Below are 17,217 nucleotides of genomic sequence, written 5' to 3' on the forward strand. Positions count from 1 at the left end.
GGAAATGATATTGGTTAGCTTTGTTATGCCTGGGCCTTGCAGTATTCAAGATATTGTTGTGCTGCAATAAGGTATAGGTTCCTCAGCCCCAAACGGGTATCTGGCAAAAGCTGTTTGCCTCGGACTCCCCATCGGGTGCTGGGTATTTCTGCCATCTTGACTATAGACACTGGCAAGGCTAAGTCTTCTGGAAATTCTTCTTCTGCCTGAAATAGCTTGCCGGTATCCATCAGCCCTCCTGAAAGTCTTTGCTTAGGAAGGAATCACCTTGCGGTTTATTGCAATTGATTGAAGATGCGGGAACAAGGGAAACATCAGACCAGCAGCCAGAATCTAGCAAGCATGTTTGCTTGCCGTGCAGAGTAATAATAAGTGAGCCATCAATTCTAATGTCACAGTTATCCGCCTCGAAGATGTCATAATCAATTTCATCTTCTTCTTTTGATGGCAGACTGACAATGGCTACATATTTACTATTGAACATTATGAATCCTCTAGATGAGTTAAGAAATTATTGGCGATACTTGAGATAGTGAGAATGCAACTGGTTGGCTCTCTTTTGTATATACAAGATGCCATACGCAGTTAGGTGAGGTGAGCCTTTATGGCCTTGCTTAGTTAATGATGATTCAATTACTAACCCTTTATTGAGTGCATCTTCTCCACAAGTCTCATGCCAAGCAGTTCCCTTTTCAGAGTAGATAAAACAAGCATGATGCAGAGCTTCATTAAACTCTTTCATGGTGCGGAAATAACCCTGAAAGTCTTCACTGTTAGCCTTGAGCCAACGATAGGCATCCGCCCTAGAGCATCGACTTGGAATTACCTTGCGCCATACCATCTCCCTAGCAATTGCTTTTAATTGCTCAGTGTCCAGTTTCTGGGCCAATTTCAATCGAAGGTCAGCAACTTCATGGTGAGCTTCATGCAAGGCAAGTTGCTCAAATGCATCAAAGGCTTGGATATAAGTCTTACGGATTGCATCTACTTTCTTTCCGGTCATCGACAGGACGAAATCAAAGAATGCTGCTCTGTTCAAGTTATAGGTTGGCATCTCCCTACCATACCCATCGAGGTAAGTGGTAGGTTCATAGCTGAAATAGATCTCCCAATTTTTTGGGAGATGTCCTAACTCCTGTTCATCAATGAATGAACGAGCACGCTCCATCATGTGGTCATGACGGCGACCGGTAATCTCTGCAATCTTCACCAGACTGATAACGGCATCTTTGCCATCAAGGCCCAGCTCAAGCAATGTGCCATGCTGCTGGTTAATTGCTGCCAGCATCTCTGTCTTGCTCATCTTTGTATTGGTATTCATAGTCATCTCTTAAGTAGTAGCTTTCAAAGCCGCATCTCCCTCAGCCCTCAACCACCGACTATGAAACGGTTAACTGGGGAGCAGAGAAAGCCACGACTTAAGAAGGCTGAGGTTGATAGACCTTGCGGGGTCTGTAGGTGAACAAGCAGCCAGAGGTAAAGCAGCCACGGGTGGACTTTCTGATGCTTGTTCTATTGTGTGTATTTAATAGCGTTTGGCTCCCATCGTTGGGCGGCTAACAGCCTCTGTCAGCAATGCGCTGGATAGCCCACCAGAGGGTGTATGCGAGCATTGGAAACCTCGACCATGCGAAGGCACGGGCCAGCCACTCCTTGACCCTGTAGAGCCACTGGCGCACTCTGTCATACTGGGACGGCATCTGTAGCTACTAGGTCGAGAATTGACCATGCATCGGTAGGTGCTTCACCCTGAGCTACCGCCATTGAAATCTTGCCGGAGGCCAACTTCACAGCCACATAACAGCCAGGGTACTTGCCAGACAGGTGCTTGATATTGATAGGGTGCGTGGCACTCTTGAGGTTAGCCTCGGTAACGAGGGCAGTAGCTGCACCAGAAACGGAATAGAGCTGGACGCTCTTGCCAATTTTATCGCCCGTGACGCCCATTACTTGCCACCTCGCAGGTTATGTTGACCGAGAGCAGTGTTCTGAAGTTGAATTTGATATTCACGCTGTTCCATGCTGATGGAGTTACGGCGAACGGCATCAATCTTTTCAGCAAAGTTAGCATTGGCCTTATATGCAGGGTGCGTCATCATCTCTTGATAAACATCCTTGGTCATACGGGCAGGAATTGCAGGTTTGCTGGATGCGGCAGTTTTCTCTGCAATAGCAGCTTCTGGGGATGTGATTTTAATAGCCATATTGGGCTCCTTATAAGTTGCGGATTCTTATCGAATACCTAATTTAATTTGACTCTCTATGTGGTCATATAGCTCATCAGCTATCTTCCCACGAAATTGTGTAAGCTTGTGCAGGCCATAGGCTTTCCATGCGCTTGGCTCATCCGCACAGTCAACTAGGGAATGAAGTTGCCCAAACCAGTAAGTTGCATGGTAATCATCCCCATGTTTCCAAACACCAACAGGGAATCCGGCGCCCCTATTCCTAAGTAGGTTGGCTAGTTGCGGTGGAACAAACAAAGCTGTAGATGGTGAATAGTGCTTGTTGTCTTTATCGTAAATGTCACAAGCCAGCTCATAATCATCTACGTTATTTAAATCATACCAAGCTTTAAATCCATCAGCTTCCCTCCATTCATCACATACTGTGAATCCATGAAAGGTATCAGCATTGCTGGTAATTGGATTTGTTTTCATCCAGATGCTGTTCCAGATTGCCCTGTATCTGGGGATTTTAGTTGTTTGATACATTTGCCAGCTCCTTCTCTAATTTCTCGATGCTGGCGAGCAAGTCATATATCGATGGTAGTTCGGTAAGTGTGTAAGTCATATAGCCTCCCAGCCAGAGTCAGTCGATAGGGCTAATTAATGTTATGGTCTTTTCTCTTGCATCGTAATATCTCTTTTCTTTTCCCATGCTTGCATGGAGAGTTACCATTCTTGAGAATGGTAAGCTGTTAGCTATTCCATGTCACATGACAGGTGTGCGATATAAACTTATAGTAGTTACTAAAGATTGTTATAGCTTTCCATCTAACGATGGGAAAAGAAAAGGAATATAAAGAAGAAGAGTATAAGAGTTTAATTCTACTTACTCTTCTTTATTATTTCTGTATCAGAGCCTCCTGAAAGTGCCCAGTCTTGGAGAGTGTTCTAGGGGGCCTCAAGTCCTAGTCTTCATCCAAGCTGTTACCCAGTTTACTAACAGCGGTTTGCTGTAGCATGGGTAGCATCTTTCAGGTGCTGCAAGTTCAGTCAAGCGAGAGGCGGTTCATTCCTCTCAAGCAATCCAATCAAGTTGGGTATGCCGTCTGCTATCTACTCCTTGCAGCCTGAGCACTCCATCTTGTTACAGACGGTTTGCTCAAGTCTCTGTGCTGCTCCATTGCGCTTATGGAGAAAGCCTACCTTGCGGTAGCTCATCTGGTTGTCCAGAAGGCCTTTCAGCTGAAGGGGCCACCTGACTAGCAGGCGCTCGCCCATGCAGTCTATTTCTAGTGTCCTTCTATTGTGTGTGTTTAATCATTTATGCATCAATTAAGCATATTTATTGCTCATTATTCAGGTGGTCATTAGCGGTTCTATCTATTGGTTGTGTTTAATCGAGAGGTCTACTGGAGGAGACAGGGAGCGCTCAGGGTTCGCCTGGGTGGCTGGGCATGTCATTGCATAGCCGAAGAACGGAAGGGCTCAGGGAGTAGCGGGAGGCTCGATAGGGTTGCTCTGGAATAGGGGAGGGAGTGGAAACAGGCAGACAGATACCCAGTGTTGCACGTCAATGATGTGCCTCATTCAAGAGCAGCCTGCGGCCCTCTCTGCACTTTTTCTGTTCCTGATGCACTGATAAGGGGCTGGTCGCCTCAAGCTGTCTATGGCCTGATAGCGACCTCTGGCGGCGCTTCCCTCTGCATCTCCTGCTTACTTGTTCCAGTGACGCTTTACGGTTGCAAGGGATAGCCCCAAGCGTTCGGCAGCTTTGCTCTGGCTCAGGCCATCCGCCTTGGCTCGCTGAACTTCATCAGTGGTGTCCGTAGCAACTGGGCGGCCTAGCTGCTTGCCCTCGGCCTTGGCTCGCTGTAAGCCCTCCTGAGTGCGCTCTCTGATGCGGTTGCGCTCGAACTCGGCAAAGGCGCCCATTAGTTGCAGCATGAGCTTTCCCTCTGGGGATGTCAGGTCAGACACTGGCAAGTCAAGGGACACAACCTTTATCCCCTGCTCGGTCAGGTTGCTGATAGTTGTCTGGACATCAATATTATCCCTGCCCAGTCGGTCTAGCTTCAGCACAACCAAGGTGTCACCCTTCTCCATCTTCTCCAGCAGCTTCTTGAACTCTGGGCGAGTGCTGGCTTGGGTTGAGCCTGATATGGTCTCAGAGGAAATCCTGTGAGGTTCTACAGTGTAGCCACGCTTGGCAATCTCAATTATTTGGTTCTCTACAGTCTGCTCGATAGTAGATACGCGACAGTAAGCAAAGATGCGGGACATAGTTAAGCTCCAAAAGATGTAGTGTCATCTAATGGTATCATTAACTTGATTGGTGTCAACAACTCGGCATTGCTATTTAGTTGATACCGTCAGTGATGCTAGCCGTCTGGTATCAACATACGGATGTTTGATGACACTAGCTAGCCCACTCACCTAGCACCTTGATAGCCCTCCTGATGCCTGCTCTTTCCGAGTGCATCTGCTCAGTTCCTCTCACTTGAGTCAGGCATCTACAAGCCACCTAGGCCCTATGGGGGAAACTCGAATCGGGACGGGACGGAACACCTCGGAGAAGTCCGGACTATTTTAAAGTCGGCTCTTCTGCACCCCTGACCCAAGCAATACCCCACCCAAGCAGAAGGGGAGCTATACCAACTACAAGCAGCTCAACAAGGTTCTCACCAAACCAGTATTCATCGTATCTGCTTCTCATTAGAAGAAACACGACAACAGAGAACAACCAAAGAACAGACAGAAAGACCCATTTGCGTTGACGTTTACTCATATAATCTCCTTGTTCATTTGAAGCTATCCTACAGGGCGTTATTTATTGCATCAAACAATGCTTGAACTGGGATGCCGCCACCATAGCGGTCATAGCTTATGGCTCCGTTGGTATGGCCCAAGATAGCAGCAGCAAACTGAAGGGGAGTTCCCACAGCCTTGAGCTTGCTTGCTACCGTGTGCCGTAAGCTGTGAAAGTCCTTATCAAGCGGTCTGTGCCTGCTGAACCATTGCCCAAACAAATGGCTGTAACTGTCCTGTCTGAACTTCAGTTCAGGGAACAGCCTCCCACCACTATGGGACTCCGCGAACTTGAGGAAACCTGATTCGATTAACTTTGAATGGATGGGGATCAATCTTTCACTGCTAGCAGTTTTCAGCTTTTGGTCATCATGAGTAGCCCTGACATGCAAGCACCAAACCCCTTGCTCTTGTCGTATGTCGCTGGCGTATAGCTGGCAGATTTCATTTGCCCTTGCCCCTGAGTAGGCACCAAGCAACAGAATCCATTTCCGGAAATCCTGTTGTTGGTTTGCCCAGGCAATGTATTTGGACAACTCCGAATCCGTGTAACTGCTCCGAGAGTTAACCTCTCTCACCCGTTGCAGTTTCAGGCCATCAAATGGGTTTGATAGGTTCTCGGTGTGTCCGGCTAACCACTTGAAGAGGAGCGCCAGCTTGGCGAGATACTTGTTAATCGTTGCAGGGCTTTTACCTGAGCCGAGAAGATAATCCTTAAACCCGACAGCATCTTGCTTGGTGTACCTTGTGATGACTTTATCACCAGACTTTTCTATAAAGTGCTGGATATAGGAGCGCTGATTCTTGACCTCTTTGGGTGCCCAAGATAGGGCCTTTTCCCGAAGGTAAGAATCAATCAGGAGAGACAGCCGCTTTACTTGCTGGTCAGCTTTGATGGGCTTTGTTGTCGCTGGTGTGGTCTTAGGCTTGGGCGAGACCTCTAGCCTGATAGCCGCTGCCCGAGAACCCTTGCAGGCCAACAAGTCAATTACCTTGGCTTGTGCTGCTCGCTTGTCCCTTGTTGCCAGTGACTTCTTGATTTCTTTACGACTCCCGCAGGGGAGGATAGTCACCTTGCGAAAGTACCAAATGCCGTGTTTGCTTAACCATAAGTTCATCAGATTGACCCAATAAAGGTCATCCACTTGGTGTGTGCAAGATTGCTGGTTGGTCACTCAAGCAATTGATATTAAAGAATAAAGTTTCCATTATGTGGCTGGTGGGGCCACCACCTGTTTCTGAACTTCAATAAGTTACCTTCCAATTCCCCTCAGACCTCTTGGTCATCCACTTTGTGTGGATGACTGATAGCATCTGCAATGCGTTTCTGGCTCAGTTCCCGATACATCAGTCCCTAAGACATTTGCGACTCTCGGAAGGTCGGCACCCCTGCTGTCGTTGCCGACGGACATCCATAAACCGCTCGGCACACGGGATAGGCTGGCAGTCCAAAACAAGCTCGCCCAGTTATTTGTCTGTGCGCGTGCTCGCGTAAAACCCAGCCGTCATCTCTGCCATGGTTCCAGCCTCCGCCCCCTATGATGGGAGCGTTTGGATTGTTGTGAGCAAGCGGCCGATCCTCTCTGGTATCTGCCGGTTCGGTGACATGCGTATCCCGGCCCAAGCGACTATGCAGGAGCAACAAGGGCGAACGAGCGCTGTTGAGCACCTTCAGCAACAGCTGAAAGCAGGCTTGCTCAGATGACAGCCCGCCGCGCGTACTCGATGAATGCCTTCAACTTGGACGGTTGATCATGCCGGCTGGGGTAGTACAGAGAGAAGCCTGGAAAGGTCGGCGAGAACGGTGCAAGGACTCGCGTCAGGCGCTTTGCCTTGATGTGTGGCAGGGCCAGCTGCTCAAAGGTGTAGGCGATCCCGACGCCTTCCAGTGCCGCCTCCGTACTGAACAGGGTGTCCGTAATGGTCAGGTTGCCCTTGACCTCGTACTCGACGATTTCCTCATTCACCTTGAACTCCCATTTGTGGATCGCGCCTGTTCCGGCGAAGCGGAAGCGGATGCAGTTGTGCTGCACGAGGTCGTCCGGATGGCTGGGCGTGGGGAAGCGCGCGAGATAATCAGGAGAGGCGACGATGGCGACTGTGATGGGGCCGCCAAGGGGAAGGGCGACCATGTCCTTGTGCAGATCTTCTCCCATGCGAATGCCCGCATCGAAACCCCGCTCGACGATGTCGACGAAGCCTTCGTCATTCGTCAGTTCAAGTTTCACGTTCGGATGCTCACGAAGGAAACCTGCCAACAGCGGTTGCAACACCATTGAGGTCGAAATGCGTGCGGCATTGATGCGTAATGTGCCGGTGGGCCCACCTTGCAGGACGTTCAGCTCTTCACCCGCCACAATGACCTGACCGAGTGCCGGGCCGATGCGGGCAAGGTAGTCCTCCCCAGCTTCCGTCAGGCTCACGCTGCGTGTAGTGCGATTGAGCAGGCGTACGCCGAGACGCGCTTCCAGCTGCCTGATCGCCTGGCTCAGCGCAGAAGGCGATACCTCCAGTTCGGCAGACGCGGCAGTGAAGCCGCGATGCTCCGCGACTTTCCAAAAGGCCATCAGGCCGTCGAGTTGATTGAGTTTCATATCTTGAAGCATAACTTCATATGGTGTGCAGGATTAAGCTATTTTTCTGCGCTAATGCGGCGCCTATAGTTGCCTTCACCGTGAAGGAGGAACCCATGAAAACCAATCCGCAAGATTGCCATGCCCTCGGGCCTCTTTCCCTCAGGTGTCGTGACGTCCTGGTCAGCGTGATGGACCCCACGACGCCGAAACCAACAGGCAAGTGAGAAGGCTCATCAGACCATTGATTATTGAGGAAAAGAAGACGATGAAAAACGTATTGATCATCAACGCACATCAGTTTTTTGAAGGCATCTCCGGCGGCAAACTGAACAGCACCCTGGCAGGCGTCATCAAGCAAGAGATGGCAGCGCACGGCTATGCGGTGAAGGAGACATACATAGAGCAGGGCTACGACGTTCAGGGCGAGGTCGACAAGCATCTGTGGGCAGACATCATCATCCTGCAATCGCCGGTCTTCTGGTTCGGCATGCCGTGGATCTACAAGAAGTATGTCGATGAGGTATTTACCGCGGGCATGTTCCAGCAGCGCTTTCTGTCGGGTGATGGCAGGACGCGCGAGGATCCGCGCAAGCAATATGGCTCTGGCGGCAAGATGCATGGCAAGCAGTACATGCTGTCGCTGACTTGGAATGCACCGAGGGCGGCATTTGGCGATGCTGGGCAGATGTTGTTCGAGGGCAAAACGGTGGATGACGTCTTCGTCAGCAACACGGCCAACTACAGGTTCTGTGGCGTAGAGGTGTTGCCCTCCTTCTCGTGCTTCGATGTGATGAAGCAGCCGGATGTTGCAGGCGCTATTGAAGAATTGCGTGGCCATCTGGATGCCATCTTTGATCCCGTTGCGAGCCCCCTGCCTCAGGTGGAGAGTAAGATGGACGAGGCACTCACATCCCCTTGACGACGTCTGAATCGCCCCTACTTTCCTAGGCACCTCACAGCCTTAAAATGAGGCAACTATTGGAGGTGTTATGACCCGTCAGCGTTATCCAGAAACATTCAAAATCGAAGCGGTTAAGCAAATCACCGAGCGCGGGCGACCGGTGGCTGACGTTGCACGAGTCCTCGGGGTATCCAGCCACAGTCTGTATGCCTGGCTCAAGCAGTACGGTAAGCCTGCTGACCAGCAGCTCGAAGAGTCTGTCTTGCAAGCCGAGATCCGCTGCCTGAAAGCCGAACTGCGCCAGGTCACCGAGGAGCGCAATATCCTAAAGGAGGCCGCCGCGTACTTTGCCAGCGAGTCAAGGAAAGGTACGCGTTCATAACCTCCCGACTCGACCGGTACAGTGTCGTTACCCTGTGCCAGCCCCAGGGGGTTCACCGAAGTGGCTTCTACGTGTGGCTGAAACAGCCTACATCGCCACGACAGCAGGAGGACGAACGACTAACGGGGCTGGTCAAGCAATCCTGGCTGGAAAGTGGTGCTGTATACGGTTATCGCAAGATCCATCGCGACCTTCGTGACTTGGGGGAAGCCTGCGGCAAGCACCGAGTGGCCAAATTAATGAGGCGGGAAGGACTGTGTTCGCAAACGGGCTATCAACGCCGCAAGGGCATTATGGGGGCAAGAGCCCACAGGCAGCCCCAAACACGCTGGCACGTCAGTTTAAGGTGCCAGCCCCCAACATCTCCTGGGTGACTGACATTACCTACATCCGCACTCAAGAAGGGTGGCTGTACCTGGCGGTGGTGCTCGACCTGTTCTCTCGCCAGATCGTCGGCTGGGCGATGAAATCACGCATGACGGCAGACTTGGCGGTTGATGCGTTATTGATGGCCGTCTGGCGGCGCAAGCCCAAGCAGCCGGTACTGGTGCATTCGGATCAGGGCAGCCAGTTTACCGGTGGTGAATGGCAGGACTTTCTGAAGGCTCACAACCTGAGTTGCAGCATGAGCCGACGTGGCAACTGTCACGACAATGCTGTCGCCGAGAGCTTCTTCCAGTTGCTCAAACGGGAGCGGATCAAGCGCAGGATTTACGCGACAAGAGACGAAGCCCGCAGCGACGTATTTGATTATATCGAGATGTTTTACAACCCAATCAGGCGCCATGGTTCCAATGATGGGCTGTCGCCGGTAGAGTTTGAAAGGCAATTCAATGTTCAACAACAGAGTGTCTAGAAAATCAGGGGCGATTCAAGTAGCTGCCCAGCCAGAACCTCAGTCAAACTCCCTATCGTAACCTCAGCAGCCACAACAACAGATGCAATCTGCGGCCAATCCTGCCCCTCAGTCAGCCCTGATGGCTCCTTCTGCTATTTCATCCCCTGTACTCTCAGAACTCAGTGAGCGCACCCTGAAAGAGAGGGCACTTTCCTGGGCACCAAAAGCGCTCAGCAACCAGAAGAACTAGAGCGGTTACTTCATCACGGTGAATGCTCAACACTCCGCCGGAGTATGGCGGAGTGTTGTTTTGTTGCTATCTCCCAGACCTGGGTTCAGAACCTGCCATTTAAGCCCACTCGGAAAGTGTCGTTGCGTTCATTTGATCCAAGATTGATTTTGTATGAAACCCCTAGCTGCCAGGCGTGTCCCAGGTTGAAGTCGATACCCATATCCAGGCCGGCTAAATCGCTGTCCTGAGCATCGGGCTTGAGGCTGTAAAGCATGCCTTCGTCGCCCTGATCGGTATAGCGCATCTTGTAGTCGCTACTACGACTGAAGTTGTGGCCCCAAGCCAGGCCAACCTTGGGTGTCACCACACCAAGCGGAGCCATCAGGTCATAGCTAGTACGCACACCGAGGTAGGATGTGAAATTCTCTTGGCGTTGCTCTTCATAGGACAGACCGTAAATGCCGCCACCACTTTCACGGTAAGCCTCCATGAGGGTTGTGCTGGCGTTCAAGCGGCCGTAAGGCGCCAGCGACAACGGCCCCTTGCGGTATTCATAGCTGGCAGTCAGGGATGCGAACAATTGATCTGCATCCCGCGAGCCACTGGCATAGTCATCTGCGCTGTCGGTGATGTAACGGCGTGAATCAAAACTGATACGGTTGTAGCCCAGCAGGCCGTCGACATATACCTGCGGCGCCTGGTTCAGGCTTAGATAAGTGGCGATACCGATGGCCTTCCCATCACTGCGAGTGTTGTTCTTGCCGATATCACTGCGGTCGTTGCCGTAGCCGATACCGACACCGACGATGGCAGTTGGTGATAGGCGATAGTCTGCACCGGCGCTCAGGCCCAGCGTAGTGAAGCTGTTGTCTTGCGCGCCCTGCGCATGGGTAGAGCCGATGTTGACGAAGCCGTCGCTCCAGAATGCCAAGGCGTCCTGTTTGCAGCCGTTCTGCACCGAGGTTGCGGCCTTGCCTTTTTCCAGTTGTGCCTGGTTGGCGGAATCTCCTTGCTGACTCTGGATAGCTTTGGCGATCTCGCCCAGAGGCATGGCACTGTCATCCTTGCGTAAACTGGCATTGAACGAATTACGGTCGCAATTTGTTTGATGCAACTGCTCAAGACGTCGGTTGAAGTTGTCCATCTGAGTGCCGGCGAAGCGCTCTGCTGTTCGGGTTTGAGCGTTAAGCAGGCCGATAACTTCGGCATCCTTGGTCGGGTCTGGACGTTCCTTAATGATGAAGCTGACGGTGCTGGCTGAGCTGGCACCGCTACCGTTCCGCAGGCTGAAGCTGACGATTGCCGTCCCAGCGAAGGCGACCGACGGTACGAAACGCATCGAGAAGCGGCCCATCATCGTTACTCGCCCGGCGGAGGCAGGGGTGACCGAACCCAGAGTTGCCTGGGTGAACGGACCACCGGTGGCACCTTGGGTCAGGTCGACTGTGGCAGACTGCCCCACGGCCAGGATCTGGCTGGATGCTGGCACGGAGATCTCCATGGCAGAGATGGTGATCGAGAAGTTTTGCAAGCTGCTGGCACCTTTGGCATCAGTGACTGTGATGGTCAGGTCGGTAGTGCTGGCGGTGCTTGGCGTACCGCTGATGAGGCCTCTGGTGGCATTCAGGCTTAGGCCCTCAGGCAGGGCGCCGTCGGTGATCGCATAGGTGTAGGGCGCGGTGCCGCCGGAGGCGGTGAGCGTCGCACTGTAGCTGGTGCCGACAGTGCCGTTGCTCAACGTTGTGGTGATCAGGCTGATGCTCGGCGGGCTGACGGTGATGGCCACCGTAGCCGGGCCGGAGGTGCCGCTGGCGTTGGTGGCTGTGTAGGTGAAGCTGTCGGCACCGGAGAACCCGGCGGTCGGGGTGTAGGTGATGCTGGTGCCGCTGGCGGTGGCAGTGCCATGGCTGGCGGCGCTGGCCACGGCGACGCTGGTGGCAGCGCCGCCACTGAGGGCCAGGGTGATCGGGTTGGCACTGCTGTTGGCGGCGACAGTGGCGCTGACGGCACCGGCGACTGGGGCCTGGGCATCGATGGTGAGGGTGTAGGCCTGGGAGCCGGTCGCGCTGTTGGCATCGGTGGCGGTCACGGTCAGGTTGCTTGCGCCGCTGGCGCTCGGCGTGCCACTGATGGCACCTGTGCCGGTATTCAGGCTCAGGCCGACCGGCAGACTACCGGCGGTGATCGCATAGGTATAGGGCGCTGTGCCGCCGGAGGCGGTGAGCGTCGCGCTATAGCTGGTGCCGATAGTGCCGTTGCTCAACGTGGTGGGGCTCAGGCTGATGCTCGGCGGACTGACGGTGATGGTCACCGTGGCCGGACTGGAGGTGCCGCTGGCGTTGGTGGCGGTGTAGGTGAAGCTGTCGGCACCGGAGAACCCGGCGGTCGGGGTGTAGGTGATGCTGGTGCCGCTGGCGGTGGCAGTGCCATGACTGGCGGCGCTGGCCACGGTGACACTGGTGGCAGCGCCGCCACTGAGGGCCAGGGTGATCGGGTTGGCACTGCTGTTGGCGGCGACAGTGGCGCTGACGGCACCGGCGACTGGGGCCTGGGCATCGATGGTGAGGGTATAGGCCTGGGAGCCGGTCGCGCTGTTGGCATCGGTGGCGGTCACGGTCAGGTTGCTTGCGCCGCTGGCGCTTGGCGTGCCACTGATGGCACCTGTGCCGGTATTCAGGCTGAGGCCGGCCGGCAGACTACCGGCGGTGATCGCATAGGTGTAGGGCGCGGTGCCGCCGGAGGCGGTGAGCGTCGCACTGTAGCTGGTGCCGACAGTGCCGTTGCTCAACGTGGTGGGGCTCAGGCTGATGCTCGGCGGGCTGACGGTGATGGTCACCGTAGCCGGGCTGGAGGTGCCGCTGGCGTTGGTGGCGGTGTAGGTGAAGCTGTCTGAACCGGAGAACCCGGCGGTCGGGGTGTAGGTGATGCTGGTGCCGCTGGCGGTGGCAGTGCCATGGCTGGCGGCGCTGGCCACGGCGACACTGGTGGCAGCGCCGCCACTGAGGGCCAGGGTGATCGGGTTGGCACTGCTGTTGGCGGCGACAGTGGCGCTGACGGCACCGGCGACTGGGGCTTGAGCATCGATGGTGAGAGTGTAGGCCTGGGAGCCGGTCGCGCTGTTGGCATCGGTGGCGGTCACGGTCAGGTTGCTTGCGCCGCTGGCGCTTGGCGTGCCACTGATGGCACCTGTGCCGGTATTCAGGCTGAGGCCGGCCGGCAGACTACCGGCGGTGATCGCATAGGTGTAGGGCGCGGTGCCGCCGGAGGCGGTGAGCGTCGCGCTATAGCTGGTGCCGACAGTTCCGTTGCTCAACGTGGTGGGGCTCAGGCTGATGCTCGGCGGGCTGACGGTGATGGTCACCGTAGCCGGGCTGGAGGTGCCGCCGGCGTTGGTGGCGGTGTAGGTGAAACTGTCTGAACCGGAGAACCCGGCGGTCGGGGTGTAGGTGATGCTGGTGCCGCTGGCGGTGGCAGTGCCATGGCTGGCGGCGCTGGCCACGGCGACACTGGTGGCAGCGCCGCCACTGAGGGCCAGGGTGATCGGGTTGGCACTGCTGTTGGCGGCGACAGTGGCGCTGACGGCACCGGCGACTGGGGCCTGGGCATCGATGGTGAGGGTGTAGGCCTGAGAGCCGGTCGCGCTGTTGGCATCGGTGGCGGTCACGGTCAGGTTGCTTGCGCCGCTGGCGCTCGGCGTGCCACTGATGGCACCTGTGCCGGTATTCAGGCTGAGGCCGGCCGGCAGACTACCGGCGGTGATTGCATAGGTGTAGGGCGCGGTGCCGCCGGAGGCGGTGAGCGTCGCACTGTAGCTGGTGCCGACAGTGCCGTTGCTCAACGTGGTGGGGCTCAGGCTGATGCTCGGCGGGCTGACGGTGATGGTCACCGTAGCCGGGCTGGAGGTGCCGCTGGCGTTGGTGGCTGTGTAGGTGAAGCTGTCTGAACCGGAGAACCCGGCGGTCGGGGTGTAGGTGATGCTGGTGCCGCTGGCGGTGGCAGTGCCATGGCTGGCGGCGCTGGCCACGGCGACGCTGGTGGCAGCGCCGCCACTGAGGGCCAGGGTGATCGGGTTGGCACTGCTGTTGGCGGCAACCGTAGCGCTGACCGGGCCTGCGATCGGTGCGGGTACTGTGTATGTATAACCGTTGGTCAGGGTTGCGCTGCCACCAGGTGTGGTGACTACCACGTTCACCGCGCCGGCGGCGTGGGCCGGAGTGGTCGCGGTGATGGTGGTGGCATTGTTGACTGTGTAGCCGGTGGCCGCTGTTCCGCCAAAGCTTACGGCGGTAGCGCCAGTCAGATTGGTGCCGGTCAGGGTGACTGAGGTGGCGCCAGCGGTGGAACCACTGTTCGGTGCAGCGGAAGTCAGGGTCGGTACTGCGGAGCTGGTGACCACCAGGGTATAGGTTGCGACACCGCCCTGATTCAGGCCGTCATTCAGGGTGATGCTGAATGTGTAGGTGCCGGCCGTAGTTGGCGCGCCGTGGAGCGTGGTGGTCGGGCTGCCCGGCGACGGGTCTAGGATCAGGCCGGGGGGCAGGCAGGGCGTCACGCCATCGTAGTCCGGGTCGTTGGCATCGCACTCTACCCATTGGTCCAGCGGCAAGGCGCCGCCGGTCGAGCTGATGGGGATACTCATGGACTGACCTACCGCCACGCTGGGTAAGGTACTGCCCGAAGCAGGGCTGGTGATCACGGGAGCCGCGGCCATTGCCTGGGTGGGCAGTGCCAACATGACCAGCAACATAAACAGTGAAATCAGCGGGCGTTTTACTCTGGTACCTGGTGCGGTAAGTAGTGTTCTCATGAGGGCTTCCTGCCTTGCGACCGGTTCGTGGGTCGTATCCAACGTGAATGTTGATAAAGGTCCTACGGTTACGGCATGGTTACAGCTAGTCCAATCCACTGGTATTGCATGGCGTTCAAGGGTTGTTTAGGTTCTGTTTGACAGCAGGCCTAGCAGGTCGCTGCATCTGGGTATAAAGGCCGCTATCGGCACCGGGCTGGAAGCCAAGTCGTTCATAGAGTCTGCGGGCCGGGCTGCCTTGTTCGACGCTCAGGCTGCAGGACTGACGATCGGCATCCGCCTCGGCGAGCAGGGTGCGCAGCAACTGAGTACCTATGCCCCGGCCGTGCCAGGCGGGGAGCAGGGCAATATCGACTATGCGCACATCGTCGGCCGCGTACTGCACGCACAGGCGCCCGATCGGGCTGCCGGCCTGCTCAACGATCAAAAAGTCCGCGGCGGGAAAGTGATTTTCATAATGCTGGCGTTGCAGTTCGGCCTGTGAATACAGGAACGCCCGGCGCTGGGCATCATTCCAGCCAGGTACCGCGCTGACTTCGGCCCAGCGGCGTGAGGCGTACAGCTTCTGAAGAAATCCCAGGTCGTGGCCGTTCTGCTTGCGCAGTACGGCCACGTTGCCTGCTGGCAAAGGGAGAGGGGTGCTGTGAGTCATGAGGATTTGATCGGGTACTCGCCATCCAAGCATATACAGTAGGACAGCGTTTGGAAGGGTTGCAGGGTGTTACGCAAGGCCGTCGACGTTGCGCCACTACCGGCGTTGCTCACCGTGGTGGCAGCCAGTGTCTGGTTTGCCGCCGTCGGTGCGGTGTTGTTGTACAGGCGTATGTTGCGGGGTTGCGCCAGGTAGGCGGTATTGTTGGGAATATCCAGAGCAGCCGCCGATTCGCTGCCGTCCTTGGCCAACACCTGATGGGTATGCGGGGCGAAGTTGCTGGCCACCATGGTTATCCGGTCGGCTCCCATGGCCGTGCCAACGGGCCTGTCGGTCAGCCCGGGGCCGGCCCCGGCCCCCATGGCCACGCGCCCGTTGAGATTGGGCAGTTTGAAGTTCTGCCCTAGCGTGCCGCCATAAAGCGTGCCAATCACCGAATAGAGCGCAGGATTCTGCTGGACGGTGATGAGCGAGCCATCGCAGTACGCCCAGTTTTGCGGGACGAAGTTGTAGGGGAACAGTCTGATTTCACCGATAAAAGCATCCATGATCGTTCATTCCAGATTGAGTAGAGAGGGTCACTGGTGTCGGGTCGGATAGAGGCCGACCAAGCAAATGATGTAGTTGACGGCCAATGACCCCATCAGGTTGCTATGGGGGGTTGCAGCACCACCGGCCGGGATCAGTGCCGAGTCGAGAAACTGCGGATTCATCCTGACGGTGGCGGAGGTTCCGGTTCCTGCGCTGTACAGCCCGGTGATGATCCCCGCACCCGTGAATTTACCGAAGGTCATGCCGTTCGGTGTTGTGCTGGGGGACGGACTGGCCGATTCGGCATCGTTGGTGCTCACCCAAAAGGCATGGCTATGGGGCGCTGTGTTTTCCGGCTGCATGGTCACGGTTTCCGTACCAAAGGTCTGGGTCAGCGTCCTCGGGGACAGGCCCGTTCCGCTGCCCTGGCCCACCAGCAGGCGACCCCGGTAGTCAGGCAGGCCGAATGTGGTGCTGCCGTTGCCGCCATACAGGGTGCCCAGTAATGAATACAGGGCCTGGTAATTGCTGATCGACAGGGTTCTACCGTCACACAACGCCCAACCTTCAGGCGCATAGTTACCGGCAAACATGCGAATTTCTCCGACGAAGGCTTCAGACATGTCAGTTTCCTTGCTTGAGGGTCTGTAGACAGCCATTACTGGCGCGGCGGGTAGATGCCCGTCGTAGCGATGCAGAAACAGCCGACAATGGAGGGCTGCATGTTCGGCATGGGTGTGCCAGGCGTTGGGGTAACGGTCGCATTGTTGAGGGCAGTCAGGGTGCCCGTGGCCGGTGTGTAGGTTGGTTTTGCCACGACGCCTTTGGAGTTCGAGCTGACGGCGGGAATGTTGCCGCCCGGGTCATCGTTACCTGGGTCGGTGGAGACATGTGTGGCGTGGTTATGCAGGGCCACCGAGCTTTGCGGCAGCGCTACAGTCTCGCTACCGCCAACGCTACCCAGTGCGTGCACATCCATGATCGGAGGGAGAGTCGAAGCCTGAAAGTTCTGCCCCAGGGCAACCCGGCCGCGCAGATCCGGCAGGCCGAAGGTGGTGGTGCCGTTGCCGCCAAAGTTTTTGCCCAGCAGGGAGGCCAGCGCGACATTGCTGTTGAATGGCAGAATCTGCCCCTCGCACGGGAGCCAGCCTTCAGGTGCCCAGCCCCAGGGGAACAGGCGAATTTCACCAAGAAAGGGATCCATGTTCTTTTCTCCTTGAACAAGATAATGGCGCCAAATCCATTTACCGCAGGAGAGTAGCAAGCGCTTGTAGACAATAGACAGGTTTGGATTCATTTGGCAAGTGCATTTTTTAATGTTTAAT

The 17,217-nt window shown here is 55.8% G+C and carries 16 protein-coding genes and 1 pseudogene; 2 read left to right on the plus strand and 15 right to left on the minus strand.

Translation table 11 applies throughout. The features are described 5' to 3' along the window. Positions 1-23: 23 nt before the first annotated feature. The 10 genes from AACW87_RS09635 to AACW87_RS09680 all read right to left on the minus strand — a co-directional run bounded on the left by AACW87_RS09635 (position 24) and on the right by AACW87_RS09680 (position 7,567). A complete protein-coding gene (locus AACW87_RS09635; protein WP_241324848.1) occupies positions 24-230 on the minus strand; it encodes a hypothetical protein in 207 nt (68 codons plus the stop codon). Further along, positions 230-484, minus strand: a complete 255-nt coding sequence (locus AACW87_RS09640) for a hypothetical protein (protein WP_241324849.1) — start codon at positions 482-484, stop codon at positions 230-232. The genes AACW87_RS09635 and AACW87_RS09640 overlap by 1 nt, the downstream gene beginning before the upstream one ends. A 27-nt stretch (positions 485-511) precedes the next feature. After that, a complete protein-coding gene (locus AACW87_RS09645; RefSeq protein ID WP_241324850.1) occupies positions 512-1,321 on the minus strand; it encodes a Rha family transcriptional regulator in 810 nt (269 codons plus the stop codon). A 362-nt stretch (positions 1,322-1,683) separates the two neighbouring features. Beyond that, positions 1,684-1,947, minus strand: coding sequence for a hypothetical protein (locus tag AACW87_RS09650; RefSeq protein WP_241324851.1), 264 nt, complete (start codon positions 1,945-1,947; stop codon positions 1,684-1,686). Then, entirely contained in the window at positions 1,947-2,204 is a 258-nt protein-coding gene (locus tag AACW87_RS09655) for a hypothetical protein (protein ID WP_241324852.1), read from the minus strand. Before AACW87_RS09655 ends, AACW87_RS09650 begins: the two co-directional genes overlap by 1 nt. 27 nt (positions 2,205-2,231) lie before the next feature. After that, the gene (locus AACW87_RS09660; RefSeq protein ID WP_241324853.1) at positions 2,232-2,714 is read right to left on the minus strand and encodes a hypothetical protein; all 483 of its coding nucleotides are present in this window, start codon (positions 2,712-2,714) and stop codon (positions 2,232-2,234) included. A gap of 1,167 nt (positions 2,715-3,881) precedes the next feature. Further along, positions 3,882-4,448, minus strand: coding sequence for a recombinase family protein (locus AACW87_RS09665; protein ID WP_241324854.1), 567 nt, complete (start codon positions 4,446-4,448; stop codon positions 3,882-3,884). Positions 4,449-4,749: 301 nt separating this feature from the next. Beyond that, positions 4,750-4,953, minus strand: coding sequence for a hypothetical protein (locus AACW87_RS09670; protein ID WP_241324855.1), 204 nt, complete (start codon positions 4,951-4,953; stop codon positions 4,750-4,752). A gap of 28 nt (positions 4,954-4,981) precedes the next feature. Then, a complete protein-coding gene (locus AACW87_RS09675) occupies positions 4,982-6,091 on the minus strand; it encodes a site-specific integrase (RefSeq protein ID WP_241324856.1) in 1,110 nt (369 codons plus the stop codon). 579 nt (positions 6,092-6,670) lie between these two features. Continuing rightward, complete coding sequence (locus AACW87_RS09680) at positions 6,671-7,567, minus strand: LysR family transcriptional regulator (protein ID WP_241324857.1); 897 nt, start codon at positions 7,565-7,567, stop codon at positions 6,671-6,673. A gap of 247 nt (positions 7,568-7,814) precedes the next feature. On the opposite strand from AACW87_RS09680, the gene AACW87_RS09685 reads away from it, so the two are divergent. Next, entirely contained in the window at positions 7,815-8,468 is a 654-nt protein-coding gene (locus AACW87_RS09685) for an NAD(P)H-dependent oxidoreductase (protein ID WP_241324858.1), read from the plus strand. A 70-nt stretch (positions 8,469-8,538) separates the two neighbouring features. Then, positions 8,539-9,688: pseudogene (locus tag AACW87_RS09690) on the plus strand (IS3 family transposase). A gap of 317 nt (positions 9,689-10,005) precedes the next feature. On the opposite strand, the gene AACW87_RS09695 reads toward AACW87_RS09690, so the two are convergent. The 5 genes from AACW87_RS09695 to AACW87_RS09715 form a co-directional block, all read right to left on the minus strand. Continuing rightward, positions 10,006-14,709, minus strand: a complete 4,704-nt coding sequence (locus AACW87_RS09695) for a putative Ig domain-containing protein (protein ID WP_241324859.1) — start codon at positions 14,707-14,709, stop codon at positions 10,006-10,008. 115 nt (positions 14,710-14,824) lie between these two features. Continuing rightward, entirely contained in the window at positions 14,825-15,322 is a 498-nt protein-coding gene (locus tag AACW87_RS09700) for a GNAT family N-acetyltransferase (RefSeq protein WP_216640160.1), read from the minus strand. A gap of 35 nt (positions 15,323-15,357) precedes the next feature. Continuing rightward, entirely contained in the window at positions 15,358-15,909 is a 552-nt protein-coding gene (locus AACW87_RS09705; RefSeq protein ID WP_098984163.1) for a phage tail protein, read from the minus strand. Between the two features lie 30 nt (positions 15,910-15,939). Next, positions 15,940-16,515, minus strand: a complete 576-nt coding sequence (locus AACW87_RS09710) for a phage tail protein (RefSeq protein ID WP_098984162.1) — start codon at positions 16,513-16,515, stop codon at positions 15,940-15,942. A gap of 35 nt (positions 16,516-16,550) precedes the next feature. After that, positions 16,551-17,189 carry a phage tail protein gene (locus AACW87_RS09715; protein ID WP_216640159.1) on the minus strand — a complete coding sequence of 213 codons (639 nt, stop codon included), beginning with the start codon at positions 17,187-17,189 and terminating at the stop codon, positions 16,551-16,553. Positions 17,190-17,217: the final 28 nt, after the last annotated feature.

The sequence above is a fragment of the Aeromonas sp. MR7 genome (assembly GCF_963899385.1).
GTDB classification, from domain to species: domain Bacteria; phylum Pseudomonadota; class Gammaproteobacteria; order Enterobacterales; family Aeromonadaceae; genus Aeromonas; species Aeromonas bestiarum.